At 36.4% G+C, this 19260-nt stretch carries 14 protein-coding genes; 6 read left to right on the top strand and 8 right to left on the bottom strand.

Annotated features, from left to right (window positions below; all coding sequences use genetic code 11):
• Positions 1-118 precede the first annotated feature (118 nt).
• The 3 genes from VB796_RS20530 to VB796_RS20520 form a co-directional block, all read right to left on the bottom strand.
• A complete protein-coding gene (locus VB796_RS20530) occupies positions 119-1021 on the bottom strand; it encodes a hydroxypyruvate isomerase family protein (protein ID WP_323348456.1) in 903 nt (300 codons plus the stop codon).
• Positions 1022-1132: 111 nt separating this feature from the next.
• Positions 1133-1492 carry a TM2 domain-containing protein gene (locus VB796_RS20525; RefSeq protein ID WP_323348455.1) on the bottom strand — a complete coding sequence of 120 codons (360 nt, stop codon included), beginning with the start codon at positions 1490-1492 and terminating at the stop codon, positions 1133-1135.
• Positions 1493-1526: 34 nt separating this feature from the next.
• Positions 1527-1739: a DUF2752 domain-containing protein gene (locus VB796_RS20520; protein WP_323348454.1), complete on the bottom strand. Its 213-nt coding sequence runs from the start codon at positions 1737-1739 to the stop codon at positions 1527-1529.
• A gap of 228 nt (positions 1740-1967) precedes the next feature.
• Between VB796_RS20520 and VB796_RS20515 the strand changes: the two genes are divergently transcribed.
• From VB796_RS20515 to VB796_RS20500, 4 genes are all read left to right on the top strand, one after another.
• Complete coding sequence (locus tag VB796_RS20515; RefSeq protein WP_323348453.1) at positions 1968-2399, top strand: HYC_CC_PP family protein; 432 nt, start codon at positions 1968-1970, stop codon at positions 2397-2399.
• 67 nt (positions 2400-2466) lie between these two features.
• On the top strand, positions 2467-4704 hold the full coding sequence (locus tag VB796_RS20510; RefSeq protein ID WP_323348452.1) for a TonB-dependent receptor: 2238 nt from the start codon (positions 2467-2469) through the stop codon (positions 4702-4704).
• Positions 4705-4771: 67 nt separating this feature from the next.
• Positions 4772-5503: a heavy-metal-associated domain-containing protein gene (locus tag VB796_RS20505; protein WP_323348451.1), complete on the top strand. Its 732-nt coding sequence runs from the start codon at positions 4772-4774 to the stop codon at positions 5501-5503.
• Between the two features lie 172 nt (positions 5504-5675).
• Positions 5676-6023, top strand: a complete 348-nt coding sequence (locus VB796_RS20500; RefSeq protein WP_323348450.1) for a heavy-metal-associated domain-containing protein — start codon at positions 5676-5678, stop codon at positions 6021-6023.
• A 77-nt stretch (positions 6024-6100) separates the two neighbouring features.
• On the opposite strand, the gene accD is transcribed toward VB796_RS20500, so the two are convergent.
• The 4 genes from accD to VB796_RS20480 all read right to left on the bottom strand — a co-directional run bounded on the left by accD (position 6101) and on the right by VB796_RS20480 (position 14658).
• On the bottom strand, positions 6101-6943 hold the full coding sequence (accD, locus tag VB796_RS20495) for an acetyl-CoA carboxylase, carboxyltransferase subunit beta (RefSeq protein ID WP_323348449.1): 843 nt from the start codon (positions 6941-6943) through the stop codon (positions 6101-6103).
• 165 nt (positions 6944-7108) lie between these two features.
• Positions 7109-9757: a hypothetical protein gene (locus tag VB796_RS20490; protein ID WP_323348448.1), complete on the bottom strand. Its 2649-nt coding sequence runs from the start codon at positions 9755-9757 to the stop codon at positions 7109-7111.
• A 185-nt stretch (positions 9758-9942) separates the two neighbouring features.
• Entirely contained in the window at positions 9943-11262 is a 1320-nt protein-coding gene (locus tag VB796_RS20485; protein ID WP_323348447.1) for a RagB/SusD family nutrient uptake outer membrane protein, read from the bottom strand.
• Positions 11263-11400: 138 nt separating this feature from the next.
• Positions 11401-14658, bottom strand: coding sequence for a TonB-dependent receptor (locus tag VB796_RS20480; RefSeq protein WP_323348446.1), 3258 nt, complete (start codon positions 14656-14658; stop codon positions 11401-11403).
• 291 nt (positions 14659-14949) lie between these two features.
• Between VB796_RS20480 and VB796_RS20475 the strand changes: the two genes are divergently transcribed.
• Positions 14950-16704, top strand: coding sequence for a phospho-sugar mutase (locus VB796_RS20475; RefSeq protein WP_323348445.1), 1755 nt, complete (start codon positions 14950-14952; stop codon positions 16702-16704).
• A gap of 309 nt (positions 16705-17013) precedes the next feature.
• On the top strand, positions 17014-17508 hold the full coding sequence (locus VB796_RS20470; protein ID WP_323348444.1) for a hypothetical protein: 495 nt from the start codon (positions 17014-17016) through the stop codon (positions 17506-17508).
• 54 nt (positions 17509-17562) lie between these two features.
• On the opposite strand, the gene VB796_RS20465 is transcribed toward VB796_RS20470, so the two are convergent.
• Positions 17563-19155, bottom strand: coding sequence for a peptide chain release factor 3 (locus VB796_RS20465; protein ID WP_323348457.1), 1593 nt, complete (start codon positions 19153-19155; stop codon positions 17563-17565).
• Positions 19156-19260: the final 105 nt, after the last annotated feature.

Genomic DNA, 19260 nt, shown 5'->3' with positions numbered 1-19260 from the left:
AACTGCTAACTGCTAACTGCTAACTGCTAACTGCTAACTGCTAACTGCTAACTGCTAACTGCTAACTGCTAACTGCTAACTGCTAACTGCTAACTGCTAACTGCTAACTGCTAACTGCTTAAACATCACAAATCAAAACACCTTGTTTCAACGAAGCAATTTTATCGGTTCTTGCAGGAACAAACTCTTGTCCAACAAAACCTTTATAACCTGTATCAACAATGGCTTTCATGATGGCAGGGTAATTTAATTCTTGAGTATCATCAATTTCATTACGTCCTGGAACACCTCCTGTATGATAATGAGAAATATATTGGTTATACTTTTTGATTGTTGCAATTACGTCACCTTCCATAATTTGCATGTGGTAAATGTCATAAAGCAATTTGAATTTATCAGAACCAACCATTTCACAAAGAGCTGCACCCCAATCAGTATGGTCACATTGATAATCTTTGTGATTAACCTTTGAATTCAACAACTCCATCGTAATCGTAACATCGTGTTTTTCAGCCGTTTTCATGATTCTTTGAAGCCCTTTTTTACAGTTAATCAAACCGTCTTCATCGCTCAAACCGTTACGATTTCCAGAAAATGTAATCAAGTTTTTGATACCCGCTTTGGCTGCTTTCGGAATTAAATCTTCGTATAAAGCCACTAAGCCATCATGGTTTTTTACATTGTTGAAACAAGACGTTAAACCCATTCCGTTTCCCCATTTGTTTTCTTCAGGCCAACCAATAGCGGCAGTAAGGTCATATTTTTTAAGTATTTCCCATTCTGACGGCCCAGTCAATTCAAGAGATTGCATCCCAATTTCTTTGGCAGATTTACATAAATCCTCGAAGGGAATTGTGTTATAACACCAACGGCAAGCCGAGTGATTAATCCTACCTTTGAGACCTGCCCCCATTTGGGTATCGGCGGCTTCGATACGGTTACTGAGTGAACTTGTTAGCATAGCTGCACTTGCTAAACCGACGCTCTGAAGAGCAGTACGGCGTGAGATTGATTTTTCCATTGTTATTTATTCCTAAGTCTGAGTAAGAGAGGCTTTTGTCTTTGAATTATACTCAAAAATCAACGGAATTTACAATAAGTTTTTGGAAAAACTATCTTTTTCAATCGCTAATTATTGATTCCAAGTCTTCATGACATTCAATGTCTCATAAGCAGCTTTTTGATTATACTCAAAAGCCAAACTTTTATGATTTACCAAGTCCACAATAGTACCAACTAAACAAAATCCACCCGTAAAGAAATACAAAATTCCCATTCCGATTTGGTCAGTTAGAAACCGTTGAATCCCCGCAAAACCAAAGAAACCAATAATGGTCGTTACAAGAATTAAAGTAGTATCACGGCGTTTATTTTGGTACATCATTACGAAGTTACGCTGTTGGTCTTCGTTCATGTCTTTGATTAAGTTTTGAATAAACATCGCTTCCTCAGCTTCAAGATTAGAAAGCATCATTAAAATGTTAGTGTTCATGATTGTTAAATGTCAAGTTTTGAGATAAAATATTTTATAAGCTAAATTTTGTATTTCTGATTAATCGAAAAATTCTCAAGATGATGACCACCAAAGCAAAAAATCCGAGTGGGTGGTGATGGAATGATTCTTTAATCTCTCCATGAAAAAGGCACGAAATCGAATGTCCTAATCCACAACCAGGGCAAAATGAAAACCCTAAGTTTTTAATGGGACATAAAGTAAAATGATTTTCAGAAGGATTCATAAAGGCCAACCAAGTTAGTCCGCCAACCCAAAAAAGGAGTTCTATGTTTATCTTCCGTAATATCATGAGTCAAAAGTGTACTAATTTTAGAAATCTTGGGTGTTTTTCTACATGAAGTAGCATTTTTGAAGTATGACCAAGACATTTTATCGGATGAAATTCAAAATTTATCTCCCAAATGAACTAAAATCAGTTTTGTGTACGTTAAAAATGTATCTTTGCAATATAATGAAAATATTTTTAACTCGCATATTTTGCCTTTTCATGGCTTTTCAAGTGCTATTTGCCAGCACTGGATTTGCAATGTACGAGCATTTTTGTAAAATTAAAGGAGCAAAAATCTATTCATTATCTATCCCTAAGAAAACTTGTTGCTCTTTCAAAAAAAGTAATAAAGAATATTCAAAAAAAACGATTCTAAAAAGGGGGAAATGTTGTTCTGATAAAGTATCACATTATAAAATCAGTCCGAATGCTTCGCAAAGTATAAAGGTGAAATGTAATTTTGAATTACAACCTTATTTACCAACATCTTCTTTTGTTTATGCTTTTGAGCGTATAAAAGAAGCTATTTCGTTTAATACGCTTCACTATTCAAATTCAGCCCCTCCACTTACTGGTCGAGATATTCTCGTGCGTATTCAGTCTTTCTTAATTTGATTTTCTCTCCATTATTTTTAATAAAGTGAGAACTGATAGGGCTTGTCGCTATCTAAAAATTAAATTCATGAACACAAGAATATTGTATAATATACTGTTTTTCAGTTTGTTGTTGATTTCGTCAAAGGTGTTTTCTCAAACGGAAAGTGTTAGAGGAATCGTCATTGATAAAAAATCAGATGGGAAAACAGAACCAATCATCGGAGCAAATCTACGCTGGGAAAATGCTAAAAATGGCACTTCAACCGATGCAAAAGGAGAATTTACGCTTCTTAAATCTCCGCAAAATCATCAATTAATCGTTAGTTCAGTAGGTTACAAAACGGATACCTTAATGGTTCATTCTTTAGATTTTGTAACGATTTATTTGACTACGCAAAATTCAGATTTACAGGAGGTTGTCGTAAAAAGTGAAGCTACAACTGTGGACAGAATGAATCCAATCCATACCGAAATTATCACGACAAAAGCACTTGCCAAAGCCGCTTGCTGTAATCTTTCGGAAAGTTTTGAGACGAATGCTTCGGTTTCGGTGAGTTATTCGGATGCGATTACGGGTTCAAAACAAATTCAATTATTGGGTCTTTCTGGAAATTATATTCAAACGAACGTAGAAAATATCCCTGCTATTAGAGGTTTAAATACCGCTTTTGGGCTCAATTATATTCCTGGTACTTGGTTGGCTTCCATTGATGTGGCAAAAGGTGCGGGTTCGGTAGTAAATGGCTACGAATCTATGACAGGAGCTTTAAATATAGAATTAGCAAAGCCTGATATGGCAGAAAAATTATATCTGAATGCCTATGGAAGTAGTCAAGGTAGGGGAGAAATTAATTTGAATTTAGCCAATAAAATCAATAAAAAATGGTCGGTTGGTTTGCTCACACACGCCAGCACTTTGCAAACGAAATTAGACCAAAATAGCGATGGTTTTTTAGATTTACCACTTTATACGCAGTTTAATGGAATTAATCGTTGGAAGTACCAATCGGATAAAATGATGGCTTCTTTTGGTGTAAAAGCACTTTATGAAGATAGAACGGGCGGACAAGTCAATTTTAATCCTGATACAGATAGAAATTCTGGCAAGTTTTATGGTTTTGGTAGCAAAACCCAACGTTATGAGTTTTTTAGTAAAACCGCAAAACTTTATCAGTCGAAACCGTATCAAGGTTTAGGTTTGATTATCAATGGTTTAGTCCATGATAATGTTTCGTATTTTGGCTTTAAAAATTACACAGGAACGCAAAAAAGTATTTATACCAATTTGATTTATCAGAATATTATTGACAATACGAATCATCAATACAAAGCGGGTTTAAGTTATTTGTTGGACGATTACAATGAAAAATATATTGATTCAACTTTCAAAAGAACAGAGTCAGTTCCTGGGGCATTTTTGGAATATACAGAGACAATTCCAGACAAATTGACGGTTGTCATTGGTGGTAGAGTAGATTTTCATAATCTTTACGGTACACGCTTTACACCAAGATTTCATTTGAAATATGATGTTTCGCCCAATTCAGCTTTGCGTTTGAGTGCAGGCAAAGGTTGGAGAATGCCAAATGCCATTTCGGAGAATTTTGGAATGTTAGTTAATTCTCGACAATTGTCTGTCAATGAGGTAATTAGACCTGAAGAGTCTTGGAATTTTGGTATTAGTTTAAGTAATGATTTTTACCTTTTTGGACAAAAAGGAACGCTGATTTTAGATGCGTATCGAACCGATTTTCAGAATCAACTCATTGTTGACATGGAAAATGCCGATTATGTAAAACTGTATAATCTGAAAGGTCGCTCATTTTCTAATAGTTTTCAGGCAGAAATAAATTATACTCCAATGAAAAGAATGGACGTGAAATTAGCCTACCGTGTTTTTGATGTTCAAAATGACGTAGTTACGCCTTCGGGAGAATTGACTTTGTTGCCCAAACAGTTTGTAAATCGTGATAGATTTTTATTGAATTTGGGATACGCTACAAAGTACGATAAATGGAAATTTGACATCACTTGGCAATGGAATGGAAAGCGAAGAATTCCTGATTTTGCAGAAGGACACGTGCATTCTGTCACTTCTCCGACGGTATTTGCTCCTGCCTTTTCAAATATAAATGCCCAAATAACGAAGGCTTTTTATAAATGGGAAATGTACGTAGGAGGGGAGAATTTGAATAATTTCACCCAAAAAGACCCAATATTATCTGCAAAAGACCCTTTCAGTAAAAACTTTGATGCCTCAATGGTTTGGGGACCCGTCATTGGAAGAATGGTTTACGTAGGAATGAGGTATAAAATTAAATAAAAGTAGTGGCGTATCGCATACGCCAATTATGGATAAAAATGGCGTATGCGATACGCCACTACAAAAAATGACACAACAATTCAATATATCAGGCATGACTTGCGAAGCCTGTGAGTATAAAATACAACACGTTTTTTCTCAAATTCCAAGTGTAAAGTCAGTCGTTGCAAAATTTTCGGATAATTCAGTTGTAATTGAAACAGAAGAAAAACTATCTAACGACAAAATTATAGAAACCTTAAAACCACATACCAAATATGCTTTTGTTACGAATCCAATTGTAAATGAGGTAATAACAGAAAACAAATCATGGACAAGCCAATATTATCCACTTTTGTTGATTACAGGTATGATTTCATTGGTGAGTTTTTTGACATCTTTTCATGCAGGAATTTACGCAATGGAGCATTTTCAGCTAAAAATGTTTCTGCATAATTTTATGACAGGTTTCTTTTTAGTCTTTTCATTTTTTAAATTATTAGATGTAAAAGCCTTCGCCGAAAGCTTCCAAATGTATGATTTATTAGCGGCAAAAGTCCCTTTTTACGGTAAAGTTTATCCTTTCATCGAATTGGCATTAGGCTTGCTCTGTTTAGTTCACTTCCAACCGCAATTAGTTTATTGGGCGGATATTATCATTATGGCATTCGGAGCGTTGGGAGTAATTCAGAGTGTGGTGGATAAGCGTAAAATTCGTTGTGCGTGTTTGGGAACGGTCTTTAATTTACCAATGAGTACAGTCACGATTATTGAAAACTCATTGATGGTTTTAATAGGGATTATCTTGTTGAATTTGTGAAAGTAGGACAGGTTTCCAACCTGTCTAAATCACCATTTTGAAACAGATTGGAAACCTGTTTTACTTATTTATTACTCTGAGACAGGTTGGAAACTTGTCCTACTTGTTTATTACTCTGAGACAGGTTGAAAACCTGTCCTACTTATTATCAATTACTTAAAAATAAATTATCATGAAAAAGAACCTCATTTTATTCGTTATGTTATTCGTGTCAGCTATTACGTTTGCTGATAAACCAAAGTCTGAAACAGTAAAAATCAAAACATCTGCTATTTGTGAGCAATGTAAAGAAACCATTGAGAAAAAATTAGCATTTACGAAGGGCGTAATGGAGTCGAGTGTAGATTTGGACAGTAAAGATAAAGTCACTACGGTAATTTTTAATCCAAAGAAGACATCAGTAGAAAAAATCAAAAAAGCAATTTCAGCAGTTGGTTATGATGCTGATGAATTAGTAGCTGACCCAGTTGGCTATGAAAAATTACCAGGTTGTTGCAAGAAAGGAGGAATGAGAGAGTAATGGGGGATGAGTTAGGAGTAATGGGGATAGAAGTAATGATTTACTCTTTCCCCATTATTCTTTACTCTTTTCTCCTTCTAAGCTAACATTCCCAATAAAGAAGAAAGTTTGTCTTTTAAATCTTTTCTATCAACGATAAAATCTAAGAAACCGTGTTCTAATACGAATTCGGCACTTTGGAAGCCTTTTGGAAGGTCTTTACCAATTGTTTCACGGATGACACGTGGGCCTGCAAAACCGATTAATGCACCAGGTTCAGAAATGTTAAAATCGCCTAACATGGCATAAGAAGCCGTTACACCACCCGTTGTAGGGTCAGTCAAAAGAGAAATATAAGGAATTCCTGCTTCTGCTAATAACGCTAATTTTGCTGAAGTTTTTGCCATTTGCATTAATGAAAAACCTGCTTCCATCATTCTGGCTCCACCCGACTTTGAAATCATCAAAAATGGGATTTTGTGTTCCAAAGCATAATCAATTCCTCTTGCGATTTTCTCACCCACTACTGAACCCATCGAACCACCGATGAAAGAAAAGTCCATAGCAGAAATCACAATGTCAGCATCATTCATTTTTCCGTGTGCTGTTCTTACGGCATCTTTCAAGCCTGTTTTCTTTTCAGTAGCCCTGATTCTATCTGGATATTTTTTGGTATCCACAAAGTTCAAAGGGTCGCCTGATGATAACATGGCATCAAGTTCAGTATATTTTGTTTGGTCAAAAAGTAGCTCAAAATACTCTTGAGAGCCTATTTTTTCGTGGTAATTGCAATTTGAACAAGTGTAAGCCAATAAACGATGTTCACGAGTGTGCATCGCTTTTTTGCACGAAGGACATTGATACCAAAGTCCGTCTGGAGCTTCACGTTTTGATTCTGTTGGGGTTAGGATACCCTTATCTTTTCTGGTAAACCAAGACATATTTTTAGTAGTTTGGGTGTTTGTTATTTTCAATGATTTTTGAAAATAACAGGTAACAAATAACGGACTGCAAAGATAAGCTAAAAAAGAAAAGGGAAAGAGTTGAAATTAGAATATTTATCATTCTACAATTTCAACTCTTTCCCTTTTTACTTAAAAATATGCTTATTTTACATAAACCGCTTTCCGCACAATGGTTTCATCGCCTGCTTGCATACGGATAAGATAAGTACCACCCACAAAACGAGAAAGGTCAACTACTTGGTTTAATTCTCTTCTTACTCCTTGAAACTCCATTGTTGAAATTTCATTTCCAGATAAAGTTCCTACCGAAAGCGTTACATTTCCTACTGTTTTTTCAAATTTTGCTGTTAACAAAAATTGTCCCGTTGTACTTGGATTAGGCGTTAATTTAAAATCGACCGCTTCAACAGTTGGCTCATTTGCCAACGGTTTTGCTACGACGGTAGGTCTTGGGTTATTTCCTTGAATATTTAAGTTATCAATTGTCCAGCCCCAACCATATCCACCTACGTCAGCTAACATTCTGAAACGGATTAAGATTTGGTCACCACCTTTAAAATCACCAGATTTCAGCATATCAATTACACGAGGTTTGTACATACTGGCATCGGCAACTGCCAAAGAGTTTCCATTAGCATCAATATTGCTATCCCAAGCCTTTCTCCAAACTGTTTGAGCATTGCAGTCCCAACCATCTTGAAACCATTTCCATGTTTTTCCGCCATCTTTTGAACCTTCCACAATAACAAAATCAAAAAAGTTACGGTTTACGGCTCCGTTACTTTGAAAAGCTAATCCATCTTCACTAGGTTCCACTAAGGCAATTTCGTCGAAATAAATATTAGCGGTATCACTTCTAACAATAATTGGTTTTAATAAACTAACTGTTGAATTTGTATAAAAGTCAGAAGTAGAATTTGGATATAGATTTTCAGAACCATCCGCATAAGGGTGGTCTGTTTGTAAAGCAGTTCCAGCATTACTAAATGTTTTTACGGCAAAGCCTTTTAAGAAGAAATCTTCTTTCGGGGTTGATTCAAAATCAGTTGTGTATTTGCTAACTGCTGCCAATACTTTTTGAACTTGAATATCATAATAACCTGTTTTTGGGAAAATTACCTTGTTTTTTGCTTTCGATTTATCTTGAACAATTACACGGTATGAGATTTTTTCTCCACCTTTCAGTCCTAAAGAAGTAAAGTCAAATGTGCCAGAAAAGCTATTTCCAAAACCACCTGAAATTAATTCAAAAGCATCTCCTCTTGTTAAACCAAATGATGGAATTGTTTTACCATCTACTTGATATTCAACATAGGCAGTATCAATGCCAATATTGTCAAACGCCGACATACTTGGTAAATTGACCTTAGTATCGGTAACAAAGATTGAAGATAGATTATTGATAAATGAAACGTCAGGTTTGGTAGTATCTGCTCCAATCCTGAATTTGTAAGGAGTTTCAAATCTCGCCGTAGAGTTTCCGATTTTGGTAATAATCGTCTCAGGAGCTTGTGCAGGAGTTATTAGTTTTCTACCTGCGTTATCGTCAGCCGTGAAATAATACGAAATCACTTTTTCTTTACCATCGGCAGGAAGTGTGAATGTATAATCATTGGAAGTGCCTTTGCGAGTTAATTTTACTTCAGTGGCAGCCGTTTTTACATCGCCTAAGCTATAAAATAATTTTACACTTTCGGGTTTATATGTGGTATCGCTGAATATTTTTACGTCAAAAATTAACGGTTTGGTTAAGTCTTCTAAATCTGTAAATCTTTTATGACTAATTGAAGAACCAACCCAACCCATTTCTCTGAAAAATGCTAAAACAATGGGGCCGGGGTTATTATTTACTTCACCATTTGCTCCCTGTGGAGTCATAGTGGCGTTGATTGTTCCAGTTTTATACGTTGTTTCATCTAAGTGACTATAACTCGACCCCGCAGAATATGCACCTGGAGCATATAAACGAGCAGGAGTACCATCATTACTTTTCAAAATTTCAGGTGAATTGGCATAAAGATTTCCTCCTGTTAATGCTTTGTATAATTCTACCGATGGATTTTTAAAAACATCAGTATTTAATATTTTTTGATTAGTTAAGTTTTCAACAAAGTGGTCATAAATATAAGGAACACCGCCACTCGTAATGATGCCTTGAGTATCGTCTGCATCATAAGGTCTTAAAGAACCAAAGAATCCTAAACCGTGACCAATTTCATGAAGCACTGTTGATACAAAATCCTGACGATTGGCTGGTGGATTTCCATCAATACCCAAATACCAGTTAAAGTCTGCGTTAAATCGAGCTACAATGTCAGGATTATTACCGTTTAATTCTTGATGAGCCATTTTTTCTGCCATTGAAATTGGGTAGAAAGTAAAGGCTTTGTTGGCTCCTGGGAAATCACGATATAAAGAGTTTGCTGATGCCGAACCTAAGATATTTCTTCCTAAACTTTCCCAACGAGCAGTCAGCCTGATAGGTACGTCAGAAATCAAAATTGCTTGCCATATATCAACGGCTTTTTGGAATGCAGCTTGTGCGTCGGCAGGGAAGTCAACATAGGTAACGATAAATTTAGAACGGTCAGCTTGTGGACGTGCATTTTTATCAAATTTACGGAGATATTCTATCGGAGGTGCTACATAAGTACGAGCATAAGGCTTAGAAAAATCAGGGACAGGACACATAATTTCTACCCCTTTGGCAGAAAAGCTATCCGTTTTTTTTTGTCCGTAGCCAAGCACATAACAAAGCATTAAGATGGCTGAGAGTAAATTTCTTTTCATGATAAGTAGTAAAAGCATTAAGTAATTTATACAATCAAGACAAGTTTCAATAAATGAAGGTTGCCTTGATAATTATATAACGATAAATATAACGATTGGATTTTGATTCTCTGAAAAAATACATAAAAAAACCTTCTCAACAAATTATCGAGAAGGTTTTTAGGGTTGATATTACTGGTAATAAATTAATATCCAGGATTTTGTTGACCTGCAAAAGCGGGGTTTGCCTTCATTTCACGGTCAGGAATTGGTAATAATGCTTGATTACTATTCCAGTTTGTTAATGCTTGTGCGGCTCTTCCTGTACGTACTAAGTCAAAGAAATAGTGACCTTCTAAAGCTAACTCTAAACGTCTTTGTAAGAAAATTTCATCTTTCAATGCCTGTCCAACCAAAGTTGCTGGCGATGCAGTTAAACCTGCACGAGTACGGATTCTGTTCAAAAGTACCAAAGCATCTGCATCTTTATTTTGTTCAGCTAAGGCTTCGGCTTTGTTTAGCAAAACTTCTGCCAAACGGAACATTACAGGGCGGTCAGTACCAGTTGATACTCTAAAGTATTTCAACTGCACATCATAAGAAGTTGTTAATATTCTTCTGTTGTCAACAAGGCTATACAACGCCGTTAAACTTGGAGAAGGACGCATTTCGTTTCTTCCTCCCAATTGAGTAGAGAATAAGAAAAATGCTAATGTATTGCTGTTGGTTGCTTCAAATTGTAGCTCCCAGATACTTTCAGCAGTACCTTGTCCGCCGTTGAATACATCGGTAGTTTTTGGCATTAAACTGTGTCTGTTTGTGGCTACAATTTGGTCAGCTAAAGTGTTTACACTTGCCCAGTCTTTGTTGTAAAGAGCCGCTCTACACTTCATGGCTAATGCTGTATTTTTAGTAATACGAGCAGCATTTGTAACCAACAAATCAGGAGAGGCAGCATCCAAATCATCATTGATTTGCTTATAAACTTCGGCCACTGTATTTCTTGGAACGTTCAAACTTGCATCAGCTTTATCAGTTGGTTGTGTTACGATTGGTACTCCGCCCCACCATCTTACCAAGTTGAAGTAGTGAAATGCTCTTAATGCTCTTGCTTCGGCAATGATTTGCTTTTTTTCAGTTTCTGTAAATCCTGCTTCATTGATAGCAGGTACAAATTTAATCAGAAGGTTGGCTCTTTGGATAGAGTTATAAATCTGAATCCACATGACACTCCCTGCATTATCAGTAGGAAGTACAGAACGGTTTGCAATAGCTGCAAAGTCTGAAAAAGTACCCGAATGACGAAGGTTTCCACCCGCTAAATCAGGAAGGAGCGTATAGCGAGTTCCCATGTAGTTAGCAGATTGTAAACCATTATAAGCACCATTTAAAACGGCTCTTGCTGTTGAGGCATCCGTGATTTTATCTTCAACGGCTGTTTGTGGAGTTTGCTCAAGCACTTGTTCACAAGAAGACACTAAGCCTACTGCCAATAGTGCAAAAAGATATATTTTTATTTTTTTCATGTTGATTCTGAATTTATGTATTATTTATCAGGTACTTAAATTAAGTAAATATTGAAAACGTATTAACGCTAACCTTTGAATATCTGCCTGATTGGCAAATGATTAACATTCAGTCGTTTATCACTTTAATGCTATTACTTAAAACCCAATATTTACACCAAAAATAAAGGTACGTGGTTGAGGGAATGTTAAGAAGTCAGTTCCTGCGGCTGCGTTAGCAGTACTGTTACCGTTTTGCCCTTGCGAGAACGCCGACACTTCTGGATCCATACCTTTATAATTAGTGAACGTTAATAGGTTTTGACCTGTCACGTAAACTCTAATTTTATCTAACTTGATTTTACTTACGATAGTCTTCGGAATGGTATAACCTAACGTTAAGTTCTTCAAACGAGCATAAGAACCGTCCTCAATAAATCTATCTGAGTTTCTACGGTTTTGGTTAGGGTCTCCCCAAACAGCTCTTGGAACATCTGTATTAGTATTTGTTGGAGTCCAACGATTAAGAACAGCTTCTGTTTGACCAAATACTCCGTTCATACCTTCAGAGAATACACGGCTATAATTTAACATTTTGTTACCTCCAACAAATTGGAAGAAAATGTCTAAATCAAATCCTTTGTAAGTTAAGTTGTTACGGAAACCACCAAAGAAAGTTGGTTGTGCTGAACCTAAAATAGCTTGGTCATCAGTAGTAACACGTCCATCCCCGTTGATGTCAACAAATTTAATATCACCAGGTCTTGTCAACGCATTTTGGTAACGAGCAGTTGCTCCAAATTTAGCTCTTGCTGCCTCATCAAGGGCATCAATTTCAGCTTGCGTTTGGAAGATTTTTTCTACTTTAAATGCTCTGAATGAACCCAATGCTTCGCCTTCTGCTAACCAACTTGAGAAACCAAATGGAGTAGCAACACCATTAAAGATTTTTAATACTTTGTTTTGGTTTGCAGCGATGTTAAAATCAGCAGTCCAAGTAAAATCCTGTGTTTTGAAGATGTCAGCACCTAAGCTAAATTCAAAACCTTTGTTTTCCATTTCACCAATGTTTTGGAATACCGAAGTAAAACCAGAAGTCGCAGGAATCGTTGCGGCTAATAATAATTTATCAGTCAATCTATTGTAATATCCTGCTGATACTCTTACACGGTTTTTCAATAAAGCTAAATCAAGTCCAATTTCCGCAGTTTTTGTTTCTTCCCAAGATAAATCAGGGTTAGCCAATTGTGTTGGGTTCAAACCTCCTTGTCCTTGATAAAATGCACCACCACCTAATAAACCACGAGCAGCGAAGTTATTAATTTCTGAGTTACCCGTTACGCCATAACTTGCTCTAAGTTTTAAATCACTTACTACTGGAATACTCTCCATGAATTTCTCTTTGCTTACACGCCAAGAACCTGAAATTGATGGGAAATATCCCCATGTATTAGCACCTCCAAAACGTGATGAAGCATCTGCTCTGAATACACCTTGAATGGTATATTTATCATCTAAGGTATAATTCAAACGACCATAATAAGAAACAAAACCATAAGATGTTCCGAACGACTGTGCATCTGTTTTTGTAGCAGCCGCAGAAACTCTTTTGATTGAGTTGCCAGGGAATCCTGTTCCAGAAGCAAGAACGAAATCTTGTTCTGATTGCTGATAGTCAGCTCCAACTGTTAGAGCAAAATTGTGAATTCCACCTAATGTTTTGTTGTAATTGAAATAGTTGTTGGTTGTCCAGTTCAAAAGCCCACCGCTTGTTGCAGCACCAGAACCATTTGTTGGAGGAGCGGCAGCATTCAAAATACTTGGTAAGAAACGGTCTTCTTTAAAAGAAATTTGGTCAATATTCCAAGTTGAAGTAAATTTCAAACCTTCAAAAATATCAATTTCTGTTCCTACACTTCCTAATAATCTTGAACCTGATGATAAGTTATAAGGCTCATAAGCACCAGCAACTGGGTTTTCTACCGAAGAAAGTACATCTTTTCCGTAAGAACCATCTGCATTTCTAACAGGAATATCTGATGCCAATAAGATAGCAGCACTCAATACTCCGTAAATATTATTGTCATTGTTGATACGGTTTTGTTTTGTATAACCATAAAACAATGATGATTTAAATTTAACCTTCTTGTTCAATTGGTGGTCAAGGTTGATACGACCTCCCAAACGACTAAAATCTGAACCAACAAGAATACCTTTTTGATTGAGTAAGTTTGCCGAAACAAAGAAGGTAGTTTTGTCATTTCCTCCACGAGCAGAAAGTTCGTATTGATTCATCGGAGCAGTTCTGAAAACCTCATCTTGCCAGTTTGTACTTAGTGCTTTTGAAGGGTCAGCAAAAATAGCTTTCGTTCTAATATTCTGTGTTACGTTTTTAGGGTCTTCAATTACCACTAATTTACCAGTTGCATCCACTGTTGCATCAGAACCTGATTGATACCAATAAGCTGCTGCATCTGCTGGAGAAGCCCAAACGGATGCCCCAGTTCCAAAACTTGCATCTGGCGTTGTTAAACCACCCGTTGAATTGATTACACCATAACGGTTGATAATCATATCTTGTAATAATTTCACTTCTTCTGCTCCTGAAATACCTTTTAAGTTTTTGGTATTTTTCTGACCATAACCCGTTGAATAGTTAAATGATAACTGCGTTTTTCCTGCTTTACCTTTTTTGGTTGTGATTAATACAACGCCATTGGCAGCTCTTGCTCCATAAATAGCAGCAGCGGCAGCATCCTTTAATACGTCAATAGACTCAATGTCACTCGGAGAAATGTCTGATAATGAGTTTGTTGATTGACCACCAAAACCTAACTGAGAATAACTACCTGTATTGATAACGATACCATCAATAACGTACAATGGTTCACTACTACCTCCAATAGAACTTGGGGCTCTTACACGCACGTTTACTCCACCGCCTGGTGTACCTGAGTTTGAACTAACAAATACACCTGGGGCACGTCCTTGCATTGCTTGGTCAAGACCTGTAACAGGAGCATCTTTAAATGAATCTCCTTTTACGGATGAAACAGCATGAGTTGACTTAGTTCTTGATTGAGTACCATATCCAACCACAACAACTTCTTCCAAATCCAATGCAGATGAACGCATCACTACATTGATTTCAGTTTTTGCACCTATTGCTACATCTTGAGCAGTATATCCAACAAAGCTGAATGCTAATTTTGCAGTGTTTGGAACACTGATTTTATAAGAACCAGTCGCATCGGTTGTTACGCCTCTGGTTGTTCCTTTTACCGTAACACTTACACCTGGAAGGGCTGAGCCATCTTCAGAGGATATCACTTTACCTGTGATAACCCTTTCTTGTGCGACTATCTGGAATACCGTCATGAATAATATTCCAATAATCATTAGTAGTTTTTTGTTCATACTTTTGAAGTTGATTTGTTTTAGTTAATTGATATTTAAACCTAATTAATTGCAAAATAATAACATCCTCTTAATTAATGTTTAACTTTTGAATTCTTTTTTTGTTTTTAAAAAATAACTTTCACGTCCAAAAACTACTTTTTCCTCCTGATTTGTTCTTTATTTTGCTTTAAATGCCACATAATATTTTGTCGCAATACTAAATTTGCCTATCCTTATTCAATCCGAAAATAATTTTTATCTTTGCTTCGTAGAAATAATCTCAGACTTTCAAATTAACTAATAATAATTATGTCAACAGGCTTAGACGCTCTTACCCAACAAAAAATTAATTCATGGCTTTCAGGCAATTATGATGCCGATACAAAAGCTAAAATCCAAGAACTTTTAGATGACAATAAAGAAACAGAACTAACAGATTCTTTCTACAAAGACCTTGAATTCGGAACGGGTGGAATGCGTGGCGAAATGGGCGTTGGTTGCAATCGTATGAACAAATATACGGTTGGAGGTGCAACACAGGGTTTTGCTAATTATTTGAAAATGAGTATCCCCAATGGAAATATTAGTGTTGCCATTGCTCATGATTCTCGTAATAATTCACCATATTTTGCTCGTGTGGCAGCAGATATTTTCTCTGCTAATGGTATCAAAGTATTCTTATTTGAAGAGCTACGTCCTACCCCAGAATTGTCATTTGCTATTCGTCATTTGGGTTGCCAAGGTGGTTTAGTTGTTACAGCTTCGCACAATCCACGTGAGTATAATGGTTATAAAGCATATTGGAACGACGGTTCACAAGTTGTTGCCCCCCATGATAAAGGAATTGTGGCAGAGGTTACCAAAATTCAATCAGTTGACGAAATTAATTTTACAGGAAATCCTGATTTAATCACTTTAATTGGTGAAGAAGTAGATGCTGAATACTTAAAAACTATCGAGCATAATTCTATCAATCCTGATGTAATTGCTCGTCAGCAAGACTTAAAAATTGTCTATTCTTCAATTCATGGAACTGGAATTACCCTTGTACCAAAGGCTTTGCAATTGCTTGGTTTTGAAAATGTTAGTGTAGTAAAAGCACAAGCAGAACCTAACGGAGATTTTCCAACGGTGATTTATCCAAACCCCGAAGAAGCCGAAGCGATGTCATTGGCAATGCAACAAGCGAAAGATTTAGATGCCGATTTAGTGATTGCCACCGACCCAGATGCTGACCGTGTAGGAGCAGCCGTAAAAAATCCTGCTGGAGATTGGGTACTTTTAAATGGTAACCAAATGGCAAGTTTGATTATCTATTATTTATTAAGTGCTTGGAAAGAAGCAGGTAAATTAACAGGGAAAGAATTTGTTGCCAAAACAATTGTAACCACTAATATCATTGATAAAATGTGTGAAAGTCAGGGTGTTAAGTGCTATAATACTTTGACAGGCTTTAAATATATTGCTGCCGTTATTCGTGAATTAGAAGGAAAAGAGCAATTTATTGGTGGTGGTGAAGAATCTTACGGTTATTTAATCGGTGATGCCGTGCGTGATAAAGATGCAGTTGCTTCATGTGCCATGATTGCCGAATTGACTGCTTATGCCAAAGACAAGGGTAAGTCATTATTCGATTTCTTGACTGAAATGTACATGGAAAATGGATTCTATTACGAAGGATTGATTTCATTGACCAAAAAGGGAAAAGCAGGAGCAGAGGAAATTCAACAAATGATGGCGAATTTAAGAAGCAATATTCCTGCAACAGTGGCGGGTTCTGAGCCTGTAACGGTATTAGATTACACCAACTTGACTTCAAAGGATTTGAAAACAGGCGTTGTTACCAATATTCCAGAAGGTTTAGGTATGGAAGCATCAAACGTAATTCAGTTGGTATTAGCAGACGGCACAAAAGTTTCTGCTCGTCCATCTGGAACAGAACCTAAAATTAAGTTTTATGTTTCTGTCAATGCTCCATTGACTCGTCCAGAAGATTTTGAAACTGTTTTAGCAAGTTTAAAAGCTAAAGTTTCTTCAATTCAAGAAGACTTAGGATTGAAATAGTAAGAAAATATGTCATAATACAAGGCAAGAATTTTCCTTGTATTATGACAACGCTCATATCAGCATTTATCCAATCGACATACCTTTGTCCTACAAATTAACAATAGATAATTTTTATCAAGAATTATCCTTATTTATAAGCTTCTCCTATCTAAATACACCTTAAAAACGACCGCTTACTAAGTTTATGCTTGATGTCAGTATAAAAAGTATTTAATTTGTGTCGTTAAATATTTGATATTTTAATCAATAAAACAATCAATTAATACATAACACTAAATCAATTTTCAACCCTTAATTTTTTATAACATGAAAAAATTACTAACTTTTTCCTTCCTTCTGGCATTATTGTTAACCGCTTCTTCTAAAAGTTTTTCACAAGCTTATAAACAAGGAGATAACCTTTTAAATGGTACAATTGGTATTGGTAATGGTTTTGGAAACCTTGCGATTGGAGGTTCTTTTGAGCATGGTTTTACTGAGACAATTAGTGCAGGTGGTAGTTTTGATTATTTGGGGTTAGGCTCAGTTTATGGTAGCGGAGGTCTTCTATATATCGCAGCAAGAGGTTCTTTTCATGCTGGAGAATTATTGAAAGCAAGTGATAAATTAGATCCCTATGCAGGTCTTGGTTTAGGTTATGTGTCTTGGCCTGGTACAGCATTTAGTGGTTACGGTGCAAGTGGACTTTTCTTCGGAGGTCATGTTGGTGCAAGATATTGGTTTGCAGATAATCTTGGTGGCGTTGCTGAGTTAGGTTTTGGTACTGCTAATTTGAAACTTGGTGTTACTTTGAAATTCTAATTCAGAATATATCATAAAAACAAAAAGGCGAGAATCACTTCTCGCCTTTTTGTTTTATAATGCTCTTTTAAATTCCGAAGTAAAGTGGAATTGAATATCTGGATTATTTTGGATATTCATTCTCAAAATCCAATCAGATTCTGCCAAGAATACGTAATTTTCGTCTTTATCTTGAGCAATGTTTTGTCCTTTCAAACGTACAAATTCTGCTAATTTTTTAGGGTCTTCTGCCGTAATCCAACAAGCTTTGGCAATATCACGGTGGTCAAAACGACATTTTGCCCCGTATTCGTGCTCCAAACGATATTGAATTACTTCGTATTGGAGGTCACCAACCGTTCCTACAATTTTACGATTCCCCAATTGAGGTTGCAAGAATAACTGAGCAACTCCTTCGTCGGTTAATTGCATAATACCCTTTTCCAATTGCTTAGATTTCATCGGGTCGAGATTCATTAATTCCTTAAAAATCTCAGGAGAAAAGCTTGGAATTCCTTGATATTGAAGATTTTCGCCCTCCGTCATGGTATCACCAATTTTGAAATTACCCGTATCATACAAACCAACCACATCGCCTGGGAAACCTTCGTCAATCACCTCTTTATCCTGAGCCATAAAAGTATATGGATTATTGAAACGAAGGTTCTTATCCAAACGAACGTGTTTGTAGAATTTATTTCTTTCAAATGTTCCCGAACAAATTCTCAAAAAGGCAATTCTATCACGGTGCTTTGGGTCGAGGTTTGCGTGAATTTTGAAGATAAATCCAGAGAATTTTTTCTCTTCTGGTTCAACAACTCTTACATCTGTTTGGCGTGCTTGCGTACTCGGAGCAATTTCAGTAAACGTATCCAATAATTCTTGAACACCAAAGTTATTCACTGCCGAACCAAAGAAAACAGGAGCAATTTCACCAGAAAGATAGGCTTCACGGTCGAAATCACCGTAAACGCCCTCAATCAATTCTACGTCTTCACGCAATTGATTAGCGTCTTTCTCACCTACTTTTTTATCCAACTCTTCCGACCAAATATCAACGGCTAAAACCTCTTTCTCAATTCTGGTTTTATTGGCACTGAACAAGTTTAAAGACTTTTCAAAAAGGTTATAAACTCCTTTAAAATTTGCTCCAATGTTGATTGGCCAAGTCAAAGGACGAACTTTAATACCTAATTTCTGTTCTAATTCATCCAATAAATCAAAAGGATATTGTCCTTCTCTATCCATTTTATTGATAAAAATAATCACGGGTGTATTTCTCATCCGACACACTTCCATCAATTTTTCTGTTTGTTCCTCAACGCCTTTTACACAGTCAATCACCAAGATTACAGAATCGACTGCGGTAAGGGTACGATAAGTATCTTCCGCAAAATCCTTGTGACCAGGTGTGTCCAAAATGTTGATTTTTAGGTCATTATATTCAAAAGTCATTACGGAAGTCGCCACTGAGATACCTCTTTGGCGTTCAATTTCCATGAAATCGGAAGTTGCCCCTTTCTTGATTTTGTTAGATTTTACTGCTCCCGCTGTCTGTATTGCCCCCCCAAAAAGAAGGAGTTTTTCAGTAAGCGTTGTTTTACCCGCATCGGGGTGAGATATAATTCCGAAGGTACGGCGTTTGTGTATTTCGTCTTGAATAGTCATCGCTGAATAAAATTGAGGTGCAAAATTACGGATAAAAATTAAACCTTTCACTATTTAGGACACTGATGCGACAGATACTTATTTACACAGATTTTAATAGGTTTT

The sequence above is a fragment of the Arcicella sp. LKC2W genome (assembly GCF_034931005.1).
In the GTDB taxonomy this organism is placed as follows: Bacteria; Bacteroidota; Bacteroidia; order Cytophagales; family Spirosomataceae; genus Arcicella.
This window is presented reverse-complemented; position numbering and strand designations above follow the sequence as displayed.